Source organism: Aurantimonas sp. Leaf443 (assembly GCF_001425575.1).
In the GTDB taxonomy this organism is placed as follows: Bacteria; Pseudomonadota; Alphaproteobacteria; order Rhizobiales; family Rhizobiaceae; genus Leaf443.
This window is the reverse complement of sequence record NZ_LMRD01000001.1, coordinates 614,255-638,135: the sequence shown is the minus strand read 5'-3', so window position 1 is coordinate 638,135 and position 23,881 is coordinate 614,255. Positions and strand designations below refer to the sequence as shown.

Here is a 23,881-nt window from a genome sequence, read left to right as displayed (position 1 = left end):
AATAGCCACGCGCGGGGCCCGCGCGCGGGTCTAGGCTCGGCCCTCTTCAACGGACGGGACGGAGGCGGACCATGGTTGCGAAGCGAGCTGGAGAGCGCCCGGCGGCATCGCCGGGCGGCAGACGGCGCGGCGCCCTCCTCGCCGCCTTCCTCGCGGCGGGCCTCCTGCCCTGTCTCGCTCCGGCGACGGCGCTTGGCGCCGGCACCGCGGCGGGCGTGCCGGACGAGGCCTATCTCCTGGCGCCCGGCGACCGGGTCACCGTCACCATCTTCGACCAGCCGGACGTCTCGGGCACCTATCTCGTCGAGCCGACGGGTACGATCACCATGCCGCTCCTCGGATCGGTGGACGTGCGGGAGATGACGCCGAAGGGCCTGCAGGCCGATCTCGTCACGCGCTTCTCGGAAGGCTACCTGCAGAACCCGGTCGTCAACGTCCGGCTGGCCGAGCTGCGCCCCTTCACCATCGTCGGCGGCGTGCGCGCGCCGGGGCGCTACGCCTATGTCGACGGGCTGACGGTGGAGACGGCGCTCGCGCTGGCGGGCGGCCTCTCGCGGTTGTCGGGCGACGACCTCTCCCAGCGCTCGGACTTCCTGCAGACCGACGAGCGGCTGAAGGCGCTGACGATCGGCTATCTCTCGCAGCTCGCGCGCAAGGCGCGGCTGGAGGCGCAGCTGAAGGGCGAGACCGAGATCACGCTTCCTCGCGTCGGCGCGCCGGAGCGCGAGGCGCTGGAGGGGCTCGTGGAGGGCGAGCGCGAGATCCTCTCCTTCGAGACGGTGTCGCAGAAGCGCCAGATCGACCTTCTCGCCCAGCAGAGCCGCCAGCTCGAGGCCGAGATCCAGTCCTTCGAGGAACAGGCCGATCTGCAGAAGGAGCAGATCGCCTTCATCGACGACCAGATCAAGGACTTCCAGAGCCTGCTCGTGAACGGCCTCACCAAGAAATCGGCGGTGATCGACCTGCAGCGGGAGAAGTCGAAGAGCCGCTCCGACCTGTCGCGCATCCTCTCCGACCTGTCGCGCTCGCGCTCGACGCTCGCCGAGGCACGGCTGAAGCTCGACGAGCTCGACACGAGCTATCGCAGCAAGCTGATGGCGGACCTTCAGGACACGCGCCTGCGGCTGGCCGAGTCCGAGAGCGGACTGCCGCTCGTGGCCGAGACGCGGCAGCTGAAGCTTGAGCGCATGCCGGGCGCCATGGACAGCGCGAACGCGCCGCTCACGATGAAGATCTCGCGCTACCGCGCCGGGGCGATCGACAGTTTCGAGGCGCAGGCGACGACGGTCCTGTGGCCCGGCGACATCCTGCAGGTCGGGGGCGCGTCCGGCGCCCAGCCCGCGAGCGGCGGCAACGATCTACGCCTTCCGGCCGCCGGGACCCCCTCGCCGGCGGAGGAGCCCGCGCCGCGCCGCGAGTCCATGCCGGACCGGCTGAGCCAGCGATGAGCACGCTCCCGCCCCGTCTGGCCCTCGCCATCGCCGCCCTTCTGGCGTCCGGCTCGCCGCTGGCGGCGCAGGCGAGCGCCGCCCCGACCGATCTTCCCGACGCCGGGCGGGCCGCGCGCGACGCCGGGCCGCGACCGGGTCGCTGCCCCGCCGGCGCCGTGCAGCTCGCCCCCGGCGAGGATCTCGGCCGGCGGGCGGCGGGCGCGCCCGAGGGCACGGCCTTCTGCATCGGGAGCGGCCTCCACCGCCTGCAGACCATCGCGCCGCGCAACGGGCAGGCCTTCTTCGGCGAGCCCGGCGCGATCCTCTCGGGCGCGGGCGTCCTCGCGGCCTTCTCGCGCGAGGGCGGACGCTTCGTCTCGGCCGCCGCGATCCCCGTGTCGGAGCGGCGGGGCCTCTGCCTCGACGAGCGGCCGGCCTGCGACCGGCCGGAGACGGTCTTTCTCGACGGCGTGCCGCTGGAACAGGTGACCGAGCCGCAGGCGCTGGAACCGGGGCGCTTCCTCGTCGACGCGCGGGGCCGCGTCGTTCTCGCCGACGATCCCGCCGGGCGCCTCGTGGAAGCGGGCGGCGCGCGCTACGCCTTTCTCTCGAACGGGGCGCGCGGCGTCACCGTCTCGGACCTCACGGTGGAGAAATACGCCAATCCCGCCCAGCGCGGGGCGATCTACGACGACCGCAGCCCCGCGGCCGCCGACTGGCGCATCGAGCACAACGACGTGCGCCTGAATGCCGGGCTCGGCATCCTCGCCGGCCCCGGCGCCGCGATCTCCGGCAATCTCGTCCACCACAACGGCCAGCTCGGCATCAGCTTCTCGGACGCAGGCGTCCTCATCGAGGGCAATGTCGTGGCCTACAACAATCTCGGCGGGTTCGACCCGGCCTGGGAGGGCGGCGGCGTGAAGGGGGCGCTCGCCACGGACACGATCCTGCGCGGCAACGACGTGCACGGCAATGTCGGCCCGGGCCTGTGGTGCGACATCGAATGCCGGGGCACCGTCTACGAGGACAACCGCATCGCCGACAATGACGGCGCGGGCCTCTTCCACGAGATCAGCTACGAGGCGCTCGTGCGGCGCAACCTCCTCCTGCGCAACGGCCGGGGCGATCCCGGCTGGTTCTGGGGCGCGGGCATCCTCGTGGCGGCCTCGCGCGGCGTGAGAGTGGAGGAGAACGTCGTCGAAGTCCTCGACGACCGGGCGGGAATCGCGCTGGTCGATCAGGGGCGGCCCGTCGGCGAGGGTCCCAGCCTCCACCGCACCGAGGCCAACCGCGTCGAGCGCAACACGGTTCGCTTCGAGGGCGCGGTCGGGCGCAATGGCGGGGTCTCGGACGTCGATCCGGGCAGCGAGAACGAGCGGGTGATCGAGACCGGCGGCAACGTCTTCCGCGACAACCGCTACCTTTCCCGCGACGGCGCGCGGCTCATCTTCGTCTGGGGCCGCACGGAGCTCGATCTCGACGGGCTGAAGGAGCTCGGCCAGGAGGCCGGCTCGAGCCTCGACGCCATCCCGTAGCGCCGCCGGGTCGCCCCGCCCGGCCGGATGCGCGGCGGGCGGGACGCGCGCCTCTCGCCCGCCCTCGGCGCTTCAGTCCATGGCGCCGGCCAAGCGCAGGAGACGGCGGCGCAGGGGCAGCGGCAGAGCGGCGTGGAGCCTCTTCAGGCCGCCCTTCAGGCGCCGCAGGGCCGGCAATGCCAAGCGCCCGCGCGAGGTCAGCGGCACGGCGAACTCGCGCACCGGCACGCTGGCGTCGGTCCACTCGATCTTGTGCGGCAGGGAGGGCGGCAGGAAGTCCATCGTCTCGATCCCGAACGGATTCTCCTCGATGAACTGCCAGATCAGGAGCCGGCCGGGCGCATGCGCGGCGAAGGCCTGGTCGTAGCTCTGGATGAGCGAATAGTAATGCCCGGCCTCCACGAGGCCGATCTCGATGGCGGCGGTGGCGGCGCCGACGCGAAGGCGCGTGACGGCGAAGCGCCCGGCTTCGGCCAGATCCTCGATCGCAGGCTCGTTGGCGGGATGGGCGTAGCCGGCGCTCAGCGTGCCGCGCGTCTCGAGCCAGGCGCGCTTCAGCGCCAAGGCCTCGCGCGCCGCCATGCGGTGATCGCAAGGGTCGACGACCTCGAAGGTGACCGGGCCGAGGCGCGCCAGCTGCTTGCGATGGCGCCGCAACGCGTTGCGCGAGCGGCTGGAACGGTCGCGCGGGCCGTCGCCGACCGAGCCCGCCTCGCAGGAGCCGAGGCGCAGATAGGGGGCGGCGTCGGCCGAGCGCTGGAACTTCCGCAGGCAGATGCGGCGCAGGAGATCGAGCCCGGAACCCTCGCGCACGTTGCGAAGATGCACGAGATCGACGTCCGGCATCGCCGCGATCCGGTCCCAGGCGAGGTCGACATAGTCGCCGCCGCAGGCGCCCGGCTCGACGAGAAGGTCGCAATATTGCGTCGCCGGCTCGCCGAGCGCGTGAAGGATGCGGATGGGCCCGAGGCGCGACAGGGCGAGCGGCCAGACCAGAACGAGCCGCCCCTCCTCGCGCACGGTGACGACGCGCACGTCGAGCGGCCGGCCGATCCCCGCGCAGGCCTTCACCCAGGGGTGGCACCAGTCGAAGCTCTGGTAGAGGACAGGCCGGTCCTGCAGCCCGGCCAGGGCCCGCCAGCCGGCCTCGATCGAGGCGAAGCGCTCGAAGCCGACGACGTCGACGCGCCGGCCGGCCTCGGGATGGCGGGGCAATGCCTGCGCGGCCGGCCTGTGCCTGCGCTGCGAGACGGACGCTTCGAACGCCCGCGGGACCTCCGCCCCCTTGCCCTGGCTCCTCATGGCCGTCGAACCCTTTCGGTCAGGTCGGAACGCGCCACTCGCGTTCCCAGGTAGGTCAGCAGCGCCGCGGGCGTTGGCAGCGACGGGCGCAGCCCGCGCCAGCCGAGGCGCCGCAGGCGGCGGTCGAGGGGATGCTCGACGAGACGGTAGAGGCCCGTGCCGACGATCACCGCCAGAAGGCATCCGGCGATGCGCAGGGGCACGTCCGCCCCGGCCGGCAGATCGGCGGCGCCGGCGAGCTTGCCGACGATCGACAGCACGAACCAGTGGCTGAGATAGATGCTGTAGGAGGCCTCGCCGACGGTGGCGAGCCAGCGCCCGCCCCGCCCCGGGGCGGCAAGGCCGGCACCGAGCCGCATGGCGAGCGCCACGAGAAGGCCGGCCAGCGCGATGCGCCAGACGAGATGGCCCGCCTCCGGCCCCGCCAGAAGCGCGGCGGCGGCCAGCATGGCCGACACGACCGGCAGGATCGCCGCGCCCGGCCCCCCCTCGCCCGCCACCTGCAGCGACCAGCCGAGCGCGAAGCCGAAGAAGTAGGGCGTCGCCAGATGGCCGAGCCACGGGCTGACGGTATCGAGACCGGGAAAGAGGACCCCGAGGAGACCGAGGCCCGCAAGAAGCAGCGCGAAGGCCGCGCGTCCCGGTTTCCAGGCGGGGGCGAGGAGGAGGAACCCGGCCACGAGCGCGTAGAACAGGACCTCGTATTCCAGCGTCCAGCCGACCGGCAGGACCGGGAACCCTGTCTGGGGGAGGAAGAGATAGGCGCTGGCGATCGGCGCGAAGGCCGGCTCGAAATCGGCCAGATGCCATCTGGGGTTGATGACGAAGGCCAGGATGACGAGGCTGGTGAAGGCCCAGTAGAGCGGCACGAGACGGCGCACCCGCCCGGCCACGAAGCTTGCCGCGCCTGGGCGCCCGGCGGTGACGAGCGCCATCAGGAAGCCGGAGACGACGAAGAAGACCTCGACGCCGACGCCGCCGAAGGGACGATAGAGACTGTCCTGGATGGAGGCGTCCGAGAACCGCTTGGTGAGAAGGTCGGAATGCCAGACCATCACCTCGAGGGCGGCCAGGGCGCGCAGCCACTGGATGGGGACGTTTCGTGCCGCTTGCATCATGCTCCGTTCCCGACCGGCGCCGGTCCTTGCCATGCGACACGCGAAGGCGGTCTCGGCCGGACGCCGCCGCCGGTCCGAAGGGCGTGAGGCCCGGGACAGGGCCGTCCGCGGATCGGCGCCGGCGGGCTCGGCTCGCACGGTAGTCGCGCCGCCGGGGAAAGACGCCGCGGCAATGGCGCTACCACCGAGGAACGATGCTGCACTGCAACGACAACCCTCCGATACGGTTCGAAACAGGACGAAACGGGCCCGATCGGGCGGCCTGAGGGCTTCCCGCGCGGGAGGGTTCGCCGCGCCGCTCGCCCCTCGCGAGGCCCTGCGCGGTAACCCCTGAGAGCCGTGGAACGCGTGCGGCGGCGGCCCCGGGGAATCGGAGTACTCCCGGAGACGAACTTCAATTGTGGGCTGTGCCGGCCTCTTAATCGGACCCGTCGCCGGCAGTCCCAGAAAGCCGGCGGCGAGCGCTGCGGTTCGCATTGCACCATGCGTCCGCGAAGCCGCCTCCAGCTGACGGATACGCTCCATGAATTCCGCCTCGCACCGAGAGTTCACGCGACTGGCCCGGCCCGTCCAGGACCTGCGCCCTCGCTACGAAGCCGCCTTCGCCGACGTGTTGCGCACGGTGTGGCGCCGCCGCTGGATGATCGCCGCCATCCTGGCGCTCGTCCTGTCGGCGGCCGTCGCCGCGCTCCTCGTCCTGCCGAAGACCTATGTGGGCGAGGCGCTGGTGCAGCTGAAGTTCGAGAACGAAGCGGGCGCGGCCACAGGGTCGGGCGCGTCCGGCGGCAACACGGCGGTGGACGCGGCCTCGCTCGTCGAGGGCGAGGCGGAGATCCTGCGCTCGCGCGCCGTCGCCCGCCGTGTCGTGGCAGCCATCGGCCCCGAGACCGCCCGGCCGGCCGAGCCCTCCGTCCTCTCCACGCTCGTCGCGCGGGTGAAAGGCCTCCTGCCGCAAATGCCCCCCGCCGCGCCCATTCCCGAAGGCGACCGCCAGGTGATGGCCCTCCAGCAGGGGCTGAAGGTGAAGAACGACGGCAAGTCCTATCTCATCCGCGTGGCCTATGCCGACCGCAGCCCGGAGCGCGCGGCCAGGATCGCCAACGCCTTCGCCGACGCCTATCTCCAGAGCCGCGTCGAGGTCTCGGTCAACGCCGCGCTGCGCACGAGCCAGTGGCTGGAGGCGCAGATCCGCTCGGCCCGTACCGAGCTCGCGGCCGCCGACGCCAAGGTCAACGCCTTCCGCAACGAGCGCGTCATCACGGCGGGCGAAGGCGACCTGCAGACGGCCGACCGACAGCTCGGCGACCTTCTCGGCCAGCTCTCCGCCGTCCGTCTCGACCGGCTCAACCTGGAGGCGCGGCTGGCGCGGCTGAAGGAAGCCGCCGGCCTCGGCCGGACGCCGTCGGTGCTCGATCTCGCCGGCTCGACGGACGCGCAGCGCCTGATCGAGGCCGAGGTGGCGGCGCGCCAGAACGCCGCCAAGCTCGCCACCGCCCTCGGCACCCGCCATCCGCTCTACCTGCGCGCCGAGCAGACGCTGGAGGCCGCGCGCGCCCAGCTCTTCGACGCGGTGGCCTCGGCCATCGACATCACGCGCATGGATGTCGGCAGCGCCATCGCCTCGACCGCGAGCCTCGAGCAGCGCGTGGCGGACGCCCAGCGCGCCGCCGCCGAGCGCCAGGGCGCGGCCAAGACGCTGAAGCTTCTCGAGACAGAGGCCGACGGGGCGCGCGCCTCCGTCGAGCGGCTGGAGGAAAGCCATCGCCAAGCCCTGGCGCTGGCGGAGCTGAAGCCCGTGGCCGCCCAGCTCGTCAGCCCGGCCGAGCCGCTGGCGACGCCCGCCTCGCCCAAGCCCAAGCTCGTGCTGATCCTGGCGGGCGGTGCCGGTCTCGGCCTCGCGCTGCTCGCGGTCTTCCTCGTCGAAATGCGCGACACGGGCTTCCGCTCGGCGCGCGAGGTGGAGGCGGACCTCGGCGCCAACTGCGCGGGCCTCGTGCCCGCGGCGGGTCCGGGCGGGGGCGACGGCGAGCTTCGCCAGCAGGCGCTGCGCGCGCTCGCCGTCTCCTGCGGCCTCACCACGCGCGGCGGCGGCCTGATCGTGGCCGTGACCTCGACGGCGCCCGGCGAGGGCAAGACGGAACTCGTGCGAGGCCTTGCGGGCGTCCTCGCCGGCATGAACCGGCGCGTCCTCACCATCGAGAATGCCGGCCGGCGCCATGCGGAGGGCTCGGGCTACGCCTGCACCCGTCACCGCGCCGCCGGGCAGAAGGAGATCACGACGGTCGCCCGCGTCGCGCGCCCGCTCGCCGGCACGGCGCTGGTGCGCGACTACTGGTCGGCGAGCGACGACGAGGGCGTCTTCGACGACAGCGACAGCCTTCATGCCTGGGTCGAGGAACATTCGGGGGCCTTCGACCTGATCCTCGTCGAGGCGCCGGCGGTGCTCGTCGACGCCAAGGCCGTCGTCCTCTCGCGCATGGCCAACCTGACGCTCCTGGTGACGCGCTGGAACGCCACCCCGCGCTCGGCGGTCGCCGCGGCCTGCGCCCAGCTCCAGCGCTCCCAGACGCCGGACCTCGCCGTCGTCCTCAGCGAGGTCGACGTGCGGCGCCACCGCCGGTTCGGGCTGAAGGACAACCTGCACTTCGCCCGCCGCTATCTCGGCCCGCGCTCGGCCCACACAAACTGACATCCAGGGGAGAGACTGTCTTGAAACGGATCATGGTGACAGGCGGCAACGGCTATGTCGGCCGCGAGCTCACGCGCCTCCTCTACGACGCGCACGCCGTCCACGTCGTCGACCGCGGCATCGCCGGAGCCTCGCGCTTCGAGCCGCGCGAGCACGATCGCTTCACCGCCCATGCGATCGACATCGAGGACGCCGAAGCGGTGGGGCGCCTGATGGAGGCGGTGCGGCCGGACATCGTCGTCCATCTCGCCGCGATCCACTACATCCCGCAATGCGAGGACGACCCGCTCGGCGCCATGCGCACCAACGTCCTCGGCACGATGACGCTGCTGAGCGCCGCGCCCGCCGGATGCCGCTTCGTCTTCGCCTCCAGCGGCGCGGTCTACAAGCCGGACGCTGAGCCCCATTCGGAGACGAGCCAGCAGCAGCCCTCCGACATCTACGGGCTGTCCAAGCTGCATGGCGAGCATTTCGTCGCCCACTACGCGGCCAAGCGGCCGCTGGCGGGCGCCATCGTGCGGCTCTTCAACGTCGTGGGTCCCGGCGAGACCAATCCCCACCTCCTGCCCGAACTCGTCGCCCAGCTGAAGGCCGGCCACACGCGCATCCGCCTCGGCAATCTCTGGCCGATGCGCGACTACATCCATGTGAAGGACGCCGCGCGCGGCTTCATGGCGGTGGCGCTCGGCGGCGCCGTCGAACCGGGCGAGACGCTGACGGTCAATCTCGGCACCTCGGCGGCCTATTCGGTCACGGAGGTCGTGGAGAAGCTGCGCCGCGTCAGCCGGGCCGACTTCGTCGTGGAGGAGGACCAGAGCCGCCTGCGCAAGGTCGACCGACCCTTCCTCGCCGCCGACAACAGCCGCATCTCCTCCCTTTTCGACTGGCAGCCGCGCCTGACCATCGACGACGCCGTCGCCGATCTCTGGCGCGATCCCGAACTCGCCCAGTCGCTTTCCGCGCGGTACCACCCATGAAGGTCCTGGCGACGATCGTGGTGCCGCCGCACCTGTCCGTGAGCGGGGCCGCGCGCGCCGCCGAGAGCCTGAGCGACGCGCTCAGCGAGCATTGCGACATGGCCGTCGCCTCGATGACCGGCCCGGCGATGGCGCCGGCGCGGTTCCGACGCCTCGCCGTCGAGACCTCGCTGCCCCTCGTGCTGCGGGGCCAGCATGTCCCCACGCGCCACCGCACGCTCTTCTACCGCTCGGACATGGCTGCGCTTCTGCGGAGCGAGCGCTTCGATCTCGTCCATATCCACAATCCGATGCCCGCGCTCGAGATGCGCCGCATCGCGCGCGCCTGCCGCAAGCTCGGCCTGCCCTACGTCGTCTCCACCCATGGCTTCAACGAGGTGGTGAACGGCCTGAAGGTCTATGCCTTCAATGCCGTCCAGCGCGCGGTCTGGCGCAACGCGGTGGTCGAGCCGGTGCGCCAGGTCGTGGCCCATGCGGCGCGCGTCTTCGCGCTCTCGCCGCACGACGTCGACCTCCTGCGGCTGCTCGGGCAGCGCACCGACAACGTGACGATCGTGGGCAACGGCGTCTCGAACCCGGAGCCGGCCAACGAGCGGCGCGACGGCGACCTCCTCGCCACGCTTGGCGTGACGCCGCGCAGCGAGGGCGGGGCGCCGACCTTCCTGTTTCTGGCCAACCACACGCCGAACAAGGGCCTGCCCGTTCTGCTCGAGGCCTTCGCGCGGCTGACCGAGCCCTACCAGCTGATCCTGGGCGGCGAGCGGCGCGAGGCCGTGGCCTATGCCAAGGCGCTCTCGGCCTGTCGCCCGGGCCAGCGCATCCTCGTGACGGGGCGGCTCAGCGACGCGGAGACGCAGGCCTGCTTCCGCCGCGCCGACGTCTTCGTCTTCCCGACGCTCGCCGACACGTTCCCGCTCGTCGTGCTCGAAGCGATGAGCCATGGCCTTGCCGTCGTCGCCTCGCGCGTCGGCGGCATTCCCCACCAGATCGACGCCGACAGCGGCGTGCTCGTGGAGCCGGGCGACCCCGACGCCCTGGTGCAGGCGCTTCTCTCGCTCGTCCACGACCGCCGCCGCATCGAACGTCTCGGGTCGGCGGCGCGGGCGCGGGCGCGCTCGCAGTTCAACTGGCCGAACGCCGCGCTCGCCGCCTTCGAGGGCTACGAACGCGCGCTGACCGAGGCCGGATCGGCCCGGCCCGCCAGCGTCGCGTCCCGGCGTCTCGTGGAAGACGCCGGCGCCAACGTCATCAGGCTGCGGTGAGTTCGTCTCGCCCCGGACGGGAGGCCCGATCCATGCCCCATGACGGTGCCCCGCAAGCCGAAGAACGACGCTTCGCCGACCGCTATTTCGCCGTCCTCCTGTTCGCGCTGGCGGCCTATGCCTTCACCGGCAAGGGCTTCGCCTATGCGGGCGTGCCGCCGCTGTTTCCGGCCGAGATGATCCTGGCCGCCGGCCTCGTCACGCTGGTCTGGCCCCGTCCGTCCGGCGCCGTCCTCTACAGCGTGCCCCATCTCCTGCTGGCGATGCTCATCGCCCTCGTGGTGGTGCGCACCGTTCCCTATGTCGGCCCCTACGGGATCGACGCGCTGCGCGACAGCGTGATCGTCGTCTACGGCCTCTTCGCCTTCATCGTGGCGAATCTCATCCTGCAGAAGCCGGAGCGCATCGCGCTCGCGCTGCGGCGCGCGGCGCCCTTCTTCACCGTCTACGGCTTTCTCTCGGCCTTCCTCTACACGGTGCCCAAGGCGCTCGACGGCGTGATACCGCAATGGCCGGGCTCGGGCGCGCCGATGATGCAGCTGCGCGGCGGCGAGGTGGCGACGCATCTGGGCGCGGCCATCGTCTTCTCCATCCTCGGCCTGCGGCGCAGCTCGCTCCTGTGGATGGCCTTCGCCTTCGCCGGTTTCGTGGCGATCTCGGCCCAGAGCCGGGGCGGCATGCTGGCGATCCTCGTGCCGGCCGTCCTGTGCATGGCGCTGTCCGGGCGCATCCGCCCGGCCGTCTATGCCTGCCTCTTCGTGCTGCCGGTCGTCTCCGTCCTCTATGCCGTCGACCTGGAGATCCCGCTCGGCTCGGACTACCGGACCGTGCGCGTCGGGCAGCTGATCGACAACTCGCTGAGCATCGTCGGCTCCTCCGGCGACGAGATGCTGGACGGCACCAAGAAATGGCGCCTGCAATGGTGGGACAAGATCATCGCCTACACGGTCTATGGCGAGGGCTACTGGACGGGGCGCGGCTTCGGCATCAACCTCGCCGCGGTGGACGGCTTCGCCGGGACGGGTCGTTTCGACGGTCCGCCGCTGCGCAGCCCGCACAACGCGCACATGACCATCCTGGCGCGCACCGGCGTTCCCGGCCTCGTTCTCTGGCTGACGCTTCTGGCCGCCTGGCTTTCGACGATGCTCGGCGCGATCTGGCGCTCGCGCATGAACGGCGACGTGGAGTGGAACTCGGCCTTCGTCTTCGTGACCTGCTATCTCGTCGGCGCCCTCGTCAATTCCACCTTCGACGTCGCCCTGGAAGGGCCGATGATCGGCGTGATCTTCTGGGTGCTCTTCGGCGCGGGCACGGGCATGGCCATGACCTATGCCGCCCTGTGCCGCGACCGCCTGGCCGAGACGCGGGCGGCGGGGCTCGCGGCGCTGGCCGCGCCCGCGCGCACCGGGCTGGCGGGGCGATGAGCGGCGCCTTCGAGACGGCGCGGCGCCGGATCGAGGCGGCCGGGGCGCGTCTGCCCTCGGCCTCCTGGCCGCTGGTCGACCAGGGCGTCCTCAGCCTGGGCACCTTCGTCTTCAACATCGTGCTCGCCCGCCACATCGCGCTCGAGGCCTACGGCCTCTTCGCCATGGCGCTCGGCATCCTGCTGCTGATGCAGGCGGTGTCCTCCTCGATGGTGTTCTACCCGCTCTCGATCGTGGCCGCCGCCGTCGAGGCGCCCGAGCGGCGGCGCCTGATCCTGACGAGCCTTCTCCTCACGCTCGTCCTGTGCCTGCCGCTGGCGCTCGTCCTGTCGGTGCTCGTCTGGGCGCTGATCTCGCCGGATCTACTCCTGCCCGCTCTCTTCGTGCTGGTGGCGGGCCAGATCCAGGATGCGCTGCGCCGCGCGCTCATCGCCGACTTCCGCCATTTCGCGCCGATCGCCGGCGACGTCCTGCGCTATGGCGGGCAGGTCGCCGCCCTCATGGCGGCCGCGACCCTCGGGACGCTGTCGATCGAGCAGGCCTTCTGGGTGATGGGCTCCTGCGCCCTCGCCGGCGCGCTCGTGCAATGGGGGCAGCTCTCGCCGCTCGGCGCCAAGCTGATGCCGCTGCGCCCGCTCTGCGCCGAATACCTGCATCTGGGCAAATGGTCGCTGCTGAGCAACGTCATGGGCCTCGGGCGCGTGCAGACCCTGCCCTGGCTGCTGGCGCTCCTCTGCGGCACGGCCGCGGCGGGCGCCTTCCAGATCGCGATGAACATCGTCAACCTGTCGACGCCGATCGTGACGGGCATCTGCAACGTGGTGCCGCAGGTGGCGGCGCGCGCCCTCGCCCGCGGCCACCACGCCGCCTGGCGCGCCGTCTGGCCGCTGGCCGCCACGGGCCTGCCGCTCATCGGCGGGCTCTCCATCCTGATGCTGGCCGCGCCGGCGGCGCTGGTGCGCCTCTTCTACGGTCCGCTCGACGCCGAGCCCGTCATCGTCGAGGCGATCCGCATCTTCGCCTGCGGCTCGCTCCTCGGCTATGCCGCCAACGTCGCCTGCGCCTATCTCCACGGGGTGCGCGGCGGGCGCGACGGGCTCGTCGCCGACGTCGTGACGACCGCCGCGATGATCCTGCTCGCGCCCTCGCTGACGCTGGCCGCCGGCCTGCCGGGCGCGGCGATCGCCCTCACGATCGTGCTCGGCCTGCGCGGCATCCTGATGAGCGCGGCCGTCCTGTCGCGCCTCGAGATCCGGCTGATCGCGCCGCGCGGATCCAAGGCCGCCGGCGCAAGGCCCGCCCGTCCCCGCCTGCCCCGTCCCATCGAAGAAGGAGATCGCCCGTGATCGTCACCATCGTCACCCCAACGCTGAACGGCGCCGCCTATCTCAGGCAATGCATCGACTCGGTGAAGCGCAACCACCGCCCCGGCTTCGAGGTGGACCATGTCATCGTCGACGCCGGCAGCACCGACAACACCGTGGCCATCGCCCGCGAGGCGGGCTGCCGCATCATCGAGGGCCGCGACAAGGGCATCTTCGACGCGATCAACAAGGGCTCGTTCAACTCCAAGGGCGACCTCCTCGGCTTCCTCGGCTCGGACGACCTGATGCTCGACGGCGCGCTGGAGAAGATCGTGGCGACGGCCGAGCGCACGCGCGCGGGCTGGATCGTCGGCGGCATCCGCTGGATCGGCGAGCGCGGCGAGGACCTTGGGGCGCTCGCCGCCCCGCCGAGCCTGATGACCGCGCGCGTCCACGCCTGCCTCGGCTGGAACCCGATCATGCATATGTCGACCTATTTCACCCGGCGCCTCTTCACCGAGCTCGGCGGGTTCAACATCGAGTACAAGGATGCCGGCGACTACGAGCTCTTCGCCCGGGCGCTGGAACGCGAGCCCTATGCGCGCATCGCGGCCCCCCTCACCTGCTTCCGCCGCACGCGCCTCAACAACAGCGTCGTCAACGCGGTGCGCGCCAATGCCGAGGCGAGAGCCGTCCTCCTGCGCCACGGACCGCGCTCGACGGTGGAGCAGCTGTTCTGGCGCCAGGCGCTGAAGGTCTGGTTCAACCTGCGCAACCCGCAATGGATGGCGGTGAAGGCCTCGGCCGCGCTGCGCACGCGCATCGACCCGGCCGCGCAGAGCTATTTCTAGGCCTCGCGCCCGGCCGGCCCTCTCGCGGGCCGGCCGGGCCAAGCGCTGCAGACGAAGACGCCGCCCGATGCGAACCGGGCGGCGTCTTCGTCTGGAAAGATGCGGCCCGCGGCGCGGGCCGGCGGGTCATTCGGCGGCGATCGAATGGGCCGGGCGGGCGAGAGAGGCGGCGTCGGCCGGCGTGGTCAGGGTCGTGGCGCCGGGGCGGCCGAGGGCCACGTAGTCGTAGCCGAGTTCCACCAGCGCCGGGCCGTCGAGGATGTTGCGCAGGTCGAAGACCAGCGGGCGCGCCATGTCGGCCTGGAGCCTTCCCCAGTTGAGGGCGGCGAACTGCTTCCATTCCGTCGCGATCACCACCGCATCGGCCTCCTGCACCGCGTCCTCGGCGGACGGGGCAAGTTCGATGTCGGCCGGCAGCTCGCGTGCATGGACCATGGCGACGGGGTCGTAGGCGACGACCCGCGCGCCGGCGGCGATCAGCGCCTCGATGATGGCGAGCGCCGGCGCCTCGCGCAGATCGTCCGTGCCGGCCTTGAAGGACAGGCCGAGCACGGCGAGGCGCAGTTCGCGCACGTCGCCGCCGAGCGTCTCGACGATCGTCGCCACGGCATGGGCCTTCTGCATCTCGTTGGAGAGGATCACCGCCTCGGCGATCGGCATGGGGCAGTGGCGGTCGAGCGCGGTGCGCGTGAGGGCGCGCAGATCCTTGGGGAAGCAGGAGCCGCCGAAGCCGGGCCCGGCCTTGAGGCTGGCCCCGCCGATGCGCCGGTCGAGGCCGATCCCCACGGCGAGGTCGTCGATATCGGCGCCGACCCGGTCGCACAGGCGCGCGAACTCGTTGACGAGGCCGATCTTGGCCGCGAGGAACACGTTCGACGCGTATTTCACCATTTCCGACGTCTCCACCCGGCCGAGCGCCACGAGGCGGAAGCCGCGGTCGGTGAGCGGGGCGTAGAGGCGGCGCATGAGGCCGAGGCCCTCCTCGCTGTCGGAGCCGACGACGATGCGGTCGGGCTCCAGGAAGTCCTTGATCGCGTTGCCCTCGCGCAGGAATTCGGGATTGGAGACGACGGCATAGGCGGCGCGCGGCAGGTGGCGGGCGACGAGGGCGTCGAGCGCGCGGCAGGTGCCGACGGGCACGGTCGACTTCACGACGATGGCGACGAAACCGTCGCGGCGGGCGGCGGCGCGCTGGCGGGCGGCGGTCTCGACCGCGGACAGGAGCGCGGTGAGGTCGGCCGTCGCCCCGTCCGCGCCGGTCGGCGTGCCGATGGCGAAGACGAGGACGAGCGTCTCGGCCTCCATCGCCTCGCCGGCATCCGTCGCGAAGGCGAGGCGCCCGGCCTCGCGGGCCTCGCCGACGAGGGCCTCGAGGCCGGGCTCGTAGATCGGCATGACGCCGGCCTTCAGCATGGCGATCTTGGCCTCCTGCGTGTCGACGCCGAGGACGCTGTGCCCGAGGCTCGCAAGGCAGGTCCCCGTGACGAGACCGACATAGCCGGTTCCCACGACGCATATTCTCATCATCTGTCTTCTCCGAGGAGGATCCGGCGGGCCACGCGGCGCGGCGGGCGGGTGTGTCGCCATCGTGCGGGACATCAGGCGGCGCTGGGGCCCAGGGCCGGCGCCGATCGGCGTTGGCGCAGGCGCGACGCCCGAAATGGCGTCAGCGCGCGCCGCGCGCGAAGAGGACGGCCGGCACGGTGCGAAGGAGGATCGCGAGATCGAGGCGCAGCGACCAGGTCTCGACATAGCGGCTGTCGAGCTCTTCCTGCACGGCAAGGTCGCCGTCGCTGCGGGCCGAGACCTGCCACAACCCGGTGAGGCCGGGCGTGACGCTCTCGCGAAGGGCGCGGAACTCCTCGCCGAAGGCGGCGAGGTGATAGCGCGGGAAGGGCCGCGGGCCGACGAGGCTCATCTCGCCCACGAGCACGTTCCAGAGCTGGGGCAGCTCGTCGAGGCTGGTGCGGCGAATGAACTGGCCGAGGCCGGGCAGGATGCGGGGATCGTTCGTCAGCTTGAAGCAGCGCAGCCATTCGGCGCGCGCGAGCGGGTCCTCGGCGAGATGGCGCTCGAGCCTCACATCGGCGTCGCGATACATGCTGCGCAGCTTCCAGACGCGGATGGTGCGCCCGTTCAGCCCGACCCGGGGCTGGGCATAGAACGGGCCGCGACCATCGATGCAGGCGATGGCCAGGGCGAGAAGAAGGACGAGCGGCAGGACGAGGACGAGAAGCGGCAGCGCGACGGCAAGATCCAGGAGGCGCTTGGCGAAGCGGCCGGGTTCGGCCTTGGCGAGGCTGGCGCGGCGGCGAAGGGCGGGCAGGCCGAGCGCGGCGCCGGCCAGCGCCGAGGCCCCGTCCGGCCCGGTCCCGGCATAGGGGTCTCGGGCGATGGACTCATGGTCATCGAGAAGGATCGACATGGCATGTCTCCGCCGCCTTCCGGACGGGCCCTCGGGCCCGGCCGGACAGTCGTCATGGTTTCCGGGACGAACCGTTCCGCAGCGCCTCAGGCGACGGCGGAACGGGCACTCGCATAGGGTCTGTGCTCGGGCGCGACATGCGCCGGCGTCACGTCCTGCGGCGTGGCGACGCCGAGCTGCTGGCCGATCCACCGGTAGGTGGGCACGATGCCCTCGCGCAGCGTGATGGTCGGCTCCCAGCCCAGGATGCGGCGCAGGCGCGAATTGTCGCTGTTGCGGCCGCGCACGCCCTGGGGCTTGGTCGGGTCGTGGCGCTTCTCGAGCGTCTTGCCCGCCGCGGCCGAGACGATGTCGACGAGCTCGTCGATCGTCACCAGCTCGTCGGTGCCGAGATTGAGCGGCAGCCCGTAATCCGAGCGCATGATGCGGATGATGCCTTCCACGCAATCGTCCACATACATGAAGGTGCGCGTCTGCTGGCCGTCGCCCCAGATGTCGATATGGCCGTCGGTCGCCGCGAGCGCGACCTTGCGGGCGATGGCGGCGGGCGCCTTCTCGCGTCCCCCGTCATAGGTGCCGAGCGGCCCGTAGACATTGTGGAAGCGCACGACGCGGGTGGCCATGCCGTAGTCCTCGGTGAAGTACTGGCACAGCTTCTCGGTGTAGAGCTTCTCCAGCCCGTAGCCCTCTTCCGGCTCGGCGGGGAAGGCATCCTCCTCCTTGAGCGGCACCACGTCGGCATCGTGCTGCAGGTGCTGGGGATAGACGCAGGCCGACGAGGAGTAGAGGAAGCGGCCGACCCCGGCGCGCTGCGCGGCCTCGACCATGCCGACATCCATCAGCGTGTTGTTGAGCGTGATCTCGGCATGGGACTGGCTGATATAGCCGATGCCGCCCATGTCGGCCGCCAGGTGGTAGACCTCGTCCATGCCCGCGCAGGCCGCCGCGCAGTTGGAGCGCTCGCGCAGGTCGATCTGCATGAACTCGTCGGCCTTGGTCGGCTCGTATTCCGGCTGCTTGATATCCGCCGCGCGGACCCAGTAGCCGAGCTCCTTCAGCCTCGTCGTGAGGTGGTGCGCGATGAAGCCCCCCGCACCCGTGACAAGGACCTTCTTACCGCTGCTCGTACCCAGCATCGCATTCTCCTTTCGGGATTTTCGCGTTCCGAGGCTGGGACGTGGCGGGGAGCTTTAACAGAGTGCCAATGGAGCTAGTCCCATTGTGCTCCGCAACATCCGACAGAAGAGATGGCCTCTGCGTCGCCTGACGCAGGGGCGCCCGGACTTTCCGAAGATTACGCCCGATTTCTTCTTCGGACGATATTTCATGGCTTCCGCAACGGACGGCGATTCGCAGACGGCATCGCTCGCAAGAGCCGACGCTTCGCGACGCGCGAGGTCCCGTCTCCCGCGCGGGCCGATCGCGGGCGGGAGACGGCGCCTCGGACGACGGGACCGACCGGCGACGCAGGCGCCGCCCCGTGGAGGGCCGGAAACGCTGCAAGCGGCCGCGAAACAGGCAGCGACGACTTCTCAAAATGCGGCAAAAACGCGGCGGACAATGCGTTCACGCAACCCCGCTCTGAATTTTTACTGTTTCATTATAGGTCAACTACCCAGAGCTATCTGTCCCATTTTCAGTCCGTTTTTCCGTTTATCCCGCAACTTATAGTAAAAATTTTGCGTTAACACATCCCGGCCGCGTTCCAAATCTAATGTTTCGGCGTCAACAAAGGGGATCGACATTATTCCATGACTATTACAACACAGCTTGCCACCGGTCCGACGAGCATCGCCAAGCCTGCCAATGCCATTACCTTGTCCGTGGGGGACGACTACCAGGCCAAGGTCGCCGCCGCGCCGACCGGCGCCACCTTCTGGTTCGAAAGCGGCCTGCACCGGCTCGCCACGCCGATCGACCCGAAGGACGGGCAGACCTTCCTCGGCGCCAAGGGCGCCGTGCTCGACGGATCGGCCGTCCTCACCGACTTCGAGAGAGCGGGTTCGCTCTATGTCGCGAGCGGCCAGACGCAGGAAGGCGACCGCATCGCGACCGACGAGGCCGCGCCCGGCGCCGTGCGCGGCGGATTTCCCGAGACGCTCTTCATCGACGGCCAGCACCTGACGCCGGTGGCCAGCACGGACGCCGTGAAGGCGGGGACGTTCTACTTCGATTACGCCGCGGACAAGATCTATTTCGCCGACAACCCGGCCGGCCATCTCGTGGAGACGGGCAAGGCGGCGGCGGCCTTCGAGTCCGATGCCAAGAACGTCACGATCTCCAACCTCACGATCGAGCAGTTCTCCTCCCCCGTCCAGCACGGCGCCATCCAGGGCGGCGAGAACTGGACGGTGAAGAACAACGAGGTGCGCGATAATTTCGGCGTCGGCATCACGGTCCAGGCCGGCAGCCAGGTCGTCGGCAACTACGTCCACGGCAATGGCGAGATGGGGATCGGCGGCGAAGGCGCCAATATCCTCGTCGAGCGCAACGAGATCGCCTCCAACGGCGAATGGGCCGGGATCGACCCCTATTGGGAAGGCGGGGGTACCAAGTTCGCCCTGACGACCAATCTCGTCGTGCGCGACAACTACACCCATGACAATCACGGCTTCGGCCTGTGGACCGACATCGACAATATCGGCACCCTCTACGAGGGCAACCTCGTCGTGAACAACGAGGGCGGCGGCATCAGCCACGAGATTTCCTACGATGCCGAGATCCGTGACAACACGCTGATCGGCAACGGCGCGAAATCGCAGGGCTGGCTCTGGGGCGGACAGATCCAGATCCAGAACTCGCAGAACGTCAACGTCCACGACAATCTCGTCGACCATTCCGGCGGCCTGAACGGCATCGCCCTCATCCAGCAGGATCGCGGCAGCGGCGCCTACGGGCCCTACACCACGACCAGCAACACCGTGCACGACAACGTGCTCGTGTCGCGCTCGGGCGAAGGCGCCTCGGGCGGGGCGGCCGACTTCAACGAGGCCGGCATGCTCAACGGCGGCAACGTGTTCGCGAACAACGAATACCACATGGCCGACGGCAATCACTGGTGGTGGGGCGACTTCCCCGGCGGCGACGACTGGGCCGCCTACCAGGCCGCCACCAACCAGGACAACGGCTCGGTGCTGACCAACGCGCCGATCGACACGAGCCAGTGGCTCGGCGGATCGGGCGGCGCAACGCCGACGCCGGCTCCGGCCCCAGCTCCGACGCCGGCTCCCGAAACGCCTTCGGAACCGGTGGCGGAAGGCCCGGACCAGCCCGCGCCGACCCCCGAGACGGCACCGACCCCGACGCCGGAACCATCCCCGACGCCCGAACCCGTCGTCGTTCCGGCGCCCGGCACCGCCACCGGCGGAGCCTCGCTCCAGGGCGGCGGGCGGATCGTCGACGGCGACCTCATGGGAAGCGCGAGCGGCGAACGTCTCGTCGGCCAGGGCGGCGCGCTGGAGATCCACGGGCTCGGCGGCGACGACCGGATCGTCTCGAGCCAGGCGAGCGAGCTCCTCTTCGGCGGGGCCGGGCGCGATACGTTCGTCTTCCGCGGGGAGAGCGGGAACGATTCGATCGAGGATTTCGAACTCGGCGGCTCCAACGCCGACCGCATCGCGCTCGACTACGCCGCGTTCGGCTCCTTCGACGACGTCCTGGCCGCCGCCCGAGATGTCGGCTCCGACACGGTGATCGATCTGGGCGAAAGCTCGCTGACGCTCAACGACGTCTCCAAGGGCGAGCTGCAGGCAAACGACTTCCTGCTGATCTGAGGATCGCGGCGCCCGCCTTCCGGCCCGCATCGTCGGGCGGCGGGCACGCCCGGCCTCACGACGAAGGAGGGAGGGACCCTGGCGGCCCCTCCCTTTCTCACGTCTGCCCGTTCGGAACCCATCCGGCCCGCGGCCGCAAGGCGCCGGCCTACATCGGCCGGGCGGTCGCGGGCTCGTGCGTCGGCGCGCGGGGCGGCCCCATCATGCCCGCCTCGGCCCGGCCGGGCAGAGGCCGCACGACACCGTTCGGCCGGGAAGAGGTCCCGTCGTCCTCGGCCTCGCCGCTGGCGGCCGAGGCGTCCGTGTCGCAAGGATGGGACGTGCCGGGGCTGCGCGCCACGAGGTCGGGGTTCCAGTCGCCGGCGACGTTGACGGGCCGGGCCGACATCTCGTCGAGCCGCATCCGGTTCAGCGCCCAGACCGCGGCCTGCGTGCGGTTGGCGACATTGATCTTGCGCAGGATGGCCTTCAGATGAACCTTCACCGTCGCCTCGGTGATGTCGCAGCGGCGCGCGATCACCTTGTTCGAGTGGCCGCTGATGAGGCAGTCGAGGATCTCCAGCTCGCGGTCCGACAGGCCTTCGCGCCGCGTGGAGACGACCTTCAGCTGGACGGGCTCCTGCGCGGCCTCGCCGGCGCCGGCGAAGTCCTTGCCGTCGCGCATGCGCCCCGAGACGATCTCGAACCGGTCGTCGGAGACGAGCTTGGGGGCCTCCAGACGCTGGGCGCCCGGGCTTGCGACCTCGTCGGCGCCATGGTCGAGATCGGCGGTGACGACGAAAACGCGCTCGCCCATGAGCACGAGTTCCAGGCTGCGGAACAGCGCCTCGCTCGAGATCGAGCGCAGAAGCACGCCCTCGATGCCGGCCCGCTCGGCCTGCCAGCGCTTCTCCTCGCTGCAGGAATTGACCAGCATGACGACGTGGCAGCCGGGATAGGTCACCTTCAACCGGGCGATGGTCTCGATCGTATAGGCGCCGCCGGCATGCTCTCCAATGAGGAAGATGCAGTCCGACCCGGCTTCCGTTCCGATTTCCAGAAGTTCCTCGATGTCTGCGACGGACGCCAGGATCTTGAACCGGGCGGCACGGAGAAGGGAGGAGACACCTTCGCGAAAGAGGCGACTGCTGTCGCAGATCGCTATCGAGGCACGTTTTGTCATGGTCACTCCGACTAAGTTCCGCTTTGCGTGTCCGGGTCGGACCGCCAAAAGCCTTTGTCTGGCGCGGCGTAGTTTGCGTTTCCCGTTCTTCAACTTCCAGGAGAGCTATCACAAGCACAGGTAGTGCATCGATGGATGTCTAAAAGACCAGCAATGCAATTCCTCCCAATAAATCGGCCCCTATATGCCCATGTGTCGAAGGAAAAATATAGACGCACCTAACGCCGTCTAATAACTTCCCTTACGATAGACGATACCAACCCAAGACCAAAGACCGGAATAATACGCAGATATCGCCGTCCGAGGCGGCGGGGTTCGCTGCAGGCGCGAAACAGCCATTCGAGGCCGCTGGCCTGCATCCAGCGCGGCGCCTGCTTCTTCTCGCCCGCCAGGAAGTCGAAGGCGGCGCCGACGCCGATCATCACGGGCACGTCCAGAAGCGACCGGTGCGCGTGCATCCAGCGCTCCTGCTTGGGCGTGGAGAGGCCGACGAAGAGGATGTCGGGACGGGCGCGATTGATCGCTTCGACCACGGCGCGATCCTCGGCTTCGGTGAGCGCGCGGAACGGCGGCGTGAGCGTGCCGCAGACGTTCAATCCCGGCGTCTCGCCGGTCAGGCGTGCCTTGAGGCGCGCCGCCAGCCCCTCCCCGCCGCCGTAGTAGAAATGCACGTCGCCGCGCGCCGGCGCCCGTGCGGTGAGCGCCCGCATGAGATCGGGACCGTAGACGCGGCTGACGCCCTTCAACCCGCGCAGCCGCGCGATCCAGACGAGCGGCATGCCGTCCGGGGTGACGAGGCCGGCCTCGTTGTGGATGCGCAGGAGCGCTTCGTCGCCCTGGCATTCGACGACGCCGTGAACGCCGGTGATGCACACGTAGATCGGCGTGCGCGTGTCGATGGCGCGCTCGATGCGCTCGACCGCGCCCTGCAGGTCGATCGCGCCGACCTTGACGCCGAGCACGTCGAAGCGGTCGCCGCCGTCCGGCAGCGTCGCGACCGGCTTGGCGCGTCGCGCGGGCCCTGCGAACTGGAGGTCGACGCTCATCACTCGGCCGCGTCCGCCAGGATCACGGCCGGCCCGAAGGCGGGAGCGACGCGGCCGGCGAAATAGGCGACCGTGCGGCGCAGGCCCTCGCCGAGATCGACCGCGGGCTCCCAGCGAAGATGCGCGCGGGCCAGCGAGATGTCGGGGCAGCGCCGGGACGGATCGTCCATGGGCAGGGGATGGAACTCGATCGAGCGCCCGCGCCCGACAATGTCCACGACCGCGCTCGCGATCTCCAGGATCGTGCGCTCGTGCGGATTGCCGAGATTGACCGGCCCCGGAAGGACGGGCGCGGCCATGACGCGCAGGAAGCCCTCGACGAGATCGTCGACATAGCAGAGCGAACGGGTCTGCGAGCCGTCGCCATAGATCGTCAGCGGCTCGCCCGACAGGGCCTGGACGATGAAGTTGGAGACGACCCGGCCGTCGTCGGGCGCCATGTGCGGGCCGTAGGTGTTGAAGATGCGCACGACGCGTCCGGCCACGCCGTATTTGCGGATGTAGTCGTAGAAGAGCGATTCCGCGCAGCGCTTGCCCTCGTCGTAACAGGCGCGCGGGCCCCAGCTGTTGACGTTGCCGCGATAGGTTTCGGGCTGGGGCGAGACGGCCGGCTCGCCGTAGATCTCGCTGGTCGAGGCCAGAAGCACCTTGGCGCCGGTGCGCCGCGCCATCTCCAGGACGTTGATCGCGCCGAGCACGGAGGTCTCCATGGTGAAGACGGGATCGACCTGGTAGCGCGGCGGCGAGGCGGGACAGGCGAGATGGAAGATCTCGTCGGCATCGACCCGGATCGTGGAGCGCACGTCTCCGACGAGAAGGGTGAAGCCCGGCCGGTCCACGAGATGGAGGATGTTGGCGGGCGTGGAACTGGAGAAGTTGTCGAGGCAGACGACCTGATGCCCCTCGTCGAGGAGACGCCCGCACAGGTTGGCGCCGATGAACCCCGCGCCGCCCGTCACCAGATATCGTGTCATGCGCCCACCTCCTGCCCCTGCGGCACGTCAGCAAGCGTTGCCGATCGCCGGTGGACGAGCGCCGGGCGCTCGCCTTTCCGGCCATTCGACTTGCCGCTTTTCTGACGCCGCTCATGTAACTTTACGGCTGTAGATTTACGATTTCTTCAGGACATTGAGTTGTGCAGGCGGGTCCGGTCAATCTTCGGCCGGCTGTTCAATGGGAGTATCCCATTCGATTGAAGAGCCCGCGAGCCGTTGAGTCCCAGGACTTGCGGCGGCGCAGCATGAACGGATCGAACGTCACCCGGACCCGATGCCCCGAAATCGCCACGCCCCCGCTCCGACCCCGGCGCATCCGCGCCGCAGGCTCCCCCTGCCCGGTCGAGCCTTGCCCCCGCGGACGCCACGGCGCCGAACCATCCCCGCCCCAGCATCGCCCGCGACCGAGCAAGGCCGCTTGCGAAGCGCCGGAAATATGCTATCCCCGCCCTCGTGGAGAGGTGGCCGAGTGGTCGAAGGCGCTCCCCTGCTAAGGGAGTATACCAGAGATGGTATCGAGGGTTCGAATCCCTTCCTCTCCGCCACCCGTGCCTCGGCCGATCCGATAATTTCTTGTTTCTGGCGGAG

At 70.4% G+C, this 23,881-nt stretch carries 17 protein-coding genes and 1 tRNA gene; 10 read left to right on the top strand and 8 right to left on the bottom strand.

Annotated elements, in window-relative coordinates:
* The first annotated feature begins 71 nt into the window (after nt 1-71).
* Both ASG48_RS02840 and ASG48_RS02835 read left to right on the top strand, forming a co-directional pair.
* Nucleotides 72-1,448: a polysaccharide biosynthesis/export family protein gene (locus ASG48_RS02840; protein WP_055844824.1), complete on the top strand. Its 1,377-nt coding sequence runs from the start codon at nt 72-74 to the stop codon at nt 1,446-1,448.
* A complete protein-coding gene (locus tag ASG48_RS02835; protein ID WP_055844821.1) occupies nt 1,445-2,965 on the top strand; it encodes a right-handed parallel beta-helix repeat-containing protein in 1,521 nt (506 codons plus the stop codon). Before ASG48_RS02840 ends, ASG48_RS02835 begins: the two co-directional genes overlap by 4 nt.
* A gap of 72 nt (nt 2,966-3,037) precedes the next feature.
* Here ASG48_RS02835 and ASG48_RS02830 read toward each other — a convergent pair whose 3' ends face one another.
* Both ASG48_RS02830 and ASG48_RS02825 read right to left on the bottom strand, forming a co-directional pair.
* A complete protein-coding gene (locus ASG48_RS02830; protein ID WP_055844818.1) occupies nt 3,038-4,180 on the bottom strand; it encodes a GNAT family N-acetyltransferase in 1,143 nt (380 codons plus the stop codon).
* A gap of 83 nt (nt 4,181-4,263) precedes the next feature.
* Entirely contained in the window at nt 4,264-5,382 is a 1,119-nt protein-coding gene (locus ASG48_RS02825) for an acyltransferase (RefSeq protein WP_162243892.1), read from the bottom strand.
* A 526-nt stretch (nt 5,383-5,908) separates the two neighbouring features.
* Between ASG48_RS02825 and ASG48_RS02820 the strand changes: the two genes are divergently transcribed.
* Genes ASG48_RS02820 through ASG48_RS02795 form a run of 6 tightly spaced genes read left to right on the top strand, consistent with a single transcriptional unit; the run spans nt 5,909 to nt 13,892 of the window.
* Entirely contained in the window at nt 5,909-8,074 is a 2,166-nt protein-coding gene (locus tag ASG48_RS02820) for an exopolysaccharide transport family protein (protein WP_055844813.1), read from the top strand.
* A 20-nt stretch (nt 8,075-8,094) separates the two neighbouring features.
* Complete coding sequence (locus ASG48_RS02815; protein WP_244486703.1) at nt 8,095-9,051, top strand: NAD-dependent epimerase/dehydratase family protein; 957 nt, start codon at nt 8,095-8,097, stop codon at nt 9,049-9,051.
* On the top strand, nt 9,048-10,313 hold the full coding sequence (locus ASG48_RS02810) for a glycosyltransferase family 4 protein (RefSeq protein WP_082529185.1): 1,266 nt from the start codon (nt 9,048-9,050) through the stop codon (nt 10,311-10,313). Before ASG48_RS02815 ends, ASG48_RS02810 begins: the two co-directional genes overlap by 4 nt.
* Before the next feature lie 32 nt (nt 10,314-10,345).
* On the top strand, nt 10,346-11,737 hold the full coding sequence (locus ASG48_RS02805; protein ID WP_055844807.1) for an O-antigen ligase family protein: 1,392 nt from the start codon (nt 10,346-10,348) through the stop codon (nt 11,735-11,737).
* A complete protein-coding gene (locus ASG48_RS02800) occupies nt 11,734-13,083 on the top strand; it encodes a hypothetical protein (RefSeq protein WP_055844804.1) in 1,350 nt (449 codons plus the stop codon). Before ASG48_RS02805 ends, ASG48_RS02800 begins: the two co-directional genes overlap by 4 nt.
* Entirely contained in the window at nt 13,080-13,892 is an 813-nt protein-coding gene (locus ASG48_RS02795; protein WP_055844801.1) for a glycosyltransferase family 2 protein, read from the top strand. Before ASG48_RS02800 ends, ASG48_RS02795 begins: the two co-directional genes overlap by 4 nt.
* A gap of 126 nt (nt 13,893-14,018) precedes the next feature.
* Here the strand turns inward: ASG48_RS02795 and ASG48_RS02790 are convergent, their stop codons facing one another.
* The 3 genes from ASG48_RS02790 to ASG48_RS02780 all read right to left on the bottom strand — a co-directional run bounded on the left by ASG48_RS02790 (nt 14,019) and on the right by ASG48_RS02780 (nt 17,453).
* Nucleotides 14,019-15,419, bottom strand: a complete 1,401-nt coding sequence (locus ASG48_RS02790) for a UDP-glucose/GDP-mannose dehydrogenase family protein (RefSeq protein WP_055844798.1) — start codon at nt 15,417-15,419, stop codon at nt 14,019-14,021.
* A 139-nt stretch (nt 15,420-15,558) separates the two neighbouring features.
* On the bottom strand, nt 15,559-16,317 hold the full coding sequence (locus ASG48_RS02785; RefSeq protein ID WP_055844795.1) for a sugar transferase: 759 nt from the start codon (nt 16,315-16,317) through the stop codon (nt 15,559-15,561).
* Nucleotides 16,318-16,403: 86 nt separating this feature from the next.
* Nucleotides 16,404-17,453, bottom strand: a complete 1,050-nt coding sequence (locus ASG48_RS02780; protein WP_082529184.1) for an NAD-dependent epimerase/dehydratase family protein — start codon at nt 17,451-17,453, stop codon at nt 16,404-16,406.
* A gap of 615 nt (nt 17,454-18,068) precedes the next feature.
* On the opposite strand from ASG48_RS02780, the gene ASG48_RS02775 reads away from it, so the two are divergent.
* Entirely contained in the window at nt 18,069-20,090 is a 2,022-nt protein-coding gene (locus ASG48_RS02775; RefSeq protein ID WP_082529183.1) for a right-handed parallel beta-helix repeat-containing protein, read from the top strand.
* A gap of 148 nt (nt 20,091-20,238) precedes the next feature.
* Here ASG48_RS02775 and ASG48_RS18500 read toward each other — a convergent pair whose 3' ends face one another.
* From ASG48_RS18500 to ASG48_RS02760, 3 genes are all read right to left on the bottom strand, one after another.
* Nucleotides 20,239-21,252, bottom strand: a complete 1,014-nt coding sequence (locus ASG48_RS18500; protein ID WP_156381408.1) for a response regulator transcription factor — start codon at nt 21,250-21,252, stop codon at nt 20,239-20,241.
* A 218-nt stretch (nt 21,253-21,470) separates the two neighbouring features.
* Entirely contained in the window at nt 21,471-22,298 is an 828-nt protein-coding gene (locus tag ASG48_RS02765; protein WP_082529182.1) for a WecB/TagA/CpsF family glycosyltransferase, read from the bottom strand.
* A complete protein-coding gene (locus ASG48_RS02760; protein WP_055844787.1) occupies nt 22,298-23,272 on the bottom strand; it encodes a UDP-glucuronic acid decarboxylase family protein in 975 nt (324 codons plus the stop codon). Before ASG48_RS02760 ends, ASG48_RS02765 begins: the two co-directional genes overlap by 1 nt.
* 476 nt (nt 23,273-23,748) lie before the next feature.
* On the opposite strand from ASG48_RS02760, the gene ASG48_RS02755 reads away from it, so the two are divergent.
* Nucleotides 23,749-23,838, top strand: a tRNA-Ser gene (locus tag ASG48_RS02755).
* Nucleotides 23,839-23,881: the final 43 nt, after the last annotated feature.

Bases quoted from the DNA above. Each gene is read 5' to 3' on its own strand.
- ASG48_RS02840 (WP_055844824.1), top strand. From the start codon at position 72: ATGGTTGCGAAGCGAGCTGGAGAGCGCCCGGCGGCATCGCCGGGCGGC.
- ASG48_RS02835 (WP_055844821.1), top strand. From the start codon at position 1,445: ATGAGCACGCTCCCGCCCCGTCTGGCCCTCGCCATCGCCGCCCTTCTG.
- ASG48_RS02825 (WP_162243892.1), bottom strand. From the start codon at position 5,382: ATGCAAGCGGCACGAAACGTCCCCATCCAGTGGCTGCGCGCCCTGGCC.
- ASG48_RS02820 (WP_055844813.1), top strand. From the start codon at position 5,909: ATGAATTCCGCCTCGCACCGAGAGTTCACGCGACTGGCCCGGCCCGTC.
- ASG48_RS02810 (WP_082529185.1), top strand. From the start codon at position 9,048: ATGAAGGTCCTGGCGACGATCGTGGTGCCGCCGCACCTGTCCGTGAGC.
- ASG48_RS02805 (WP_055844807.1), top strand. From the start codon at position 10,346: ATGCCCCATGACGGTGCCCCGCAAGCCGAAGAACGACGCTTCGCCGAC.
- ASG48_RS02800 (WP_055844804.1), top strand. From the start codon at position 11,734: ATGAGCGGCGCCTTCGAGACGGCGCGGCGCCGGATCGAGGCGGCCGGG.
- ASG48_RS02790 (WP_055844798.1), bottom strand. From the start codon at position 15,419: ATGATGAGAATATGCGTCGTGGGAACCGGCTATGTCGGTCTCGTCACG.
- ASG48_RS02785 (WP_055844795.1), bottom strand. From the start codon at position 16,317: ATGTCGATCCTTCTCGATGACCATGAGTCCATCGCCCGAGACCCCTAT.
- ASG48_RS02780 (WP_082529184.1), bottom strand. From the start codon at position 17,453: ATGCTGGGTACGAGCAGCGGTAAGAAGGTCCTTGTCACGGGTGCGGGG.
- ASG48_RS02775 (WP_082529183.1), top strand. From the start codon at position 18,069: ATGACTATTACAACACAGCTTGCCACCGGTCCGACGAGCATCGCCAAG.
- ASG48_RS18500 (WP_156381408.1), bottom strand. From the start codon at position 21,252: ATGACAAAACGTGCCTCGATAGCGATCTGCGACAGCAGTCGCCTCTTT.
- ASG48_RS02765 (WP_082529182.1), bottom strand. From the start codon at position 22,298: ATGAGCGTCGACCTCCAGTTCGCAGGGCCCGCGCGACGCGCCAAGCCG.
- ASG48_RS02760 (WP_055844787.1), bottom strand. From the start codon at position 23,272: ATGACACGATATCTGGTGACGGGCGGCGCGGGGTTCATCGGCGCCAAC.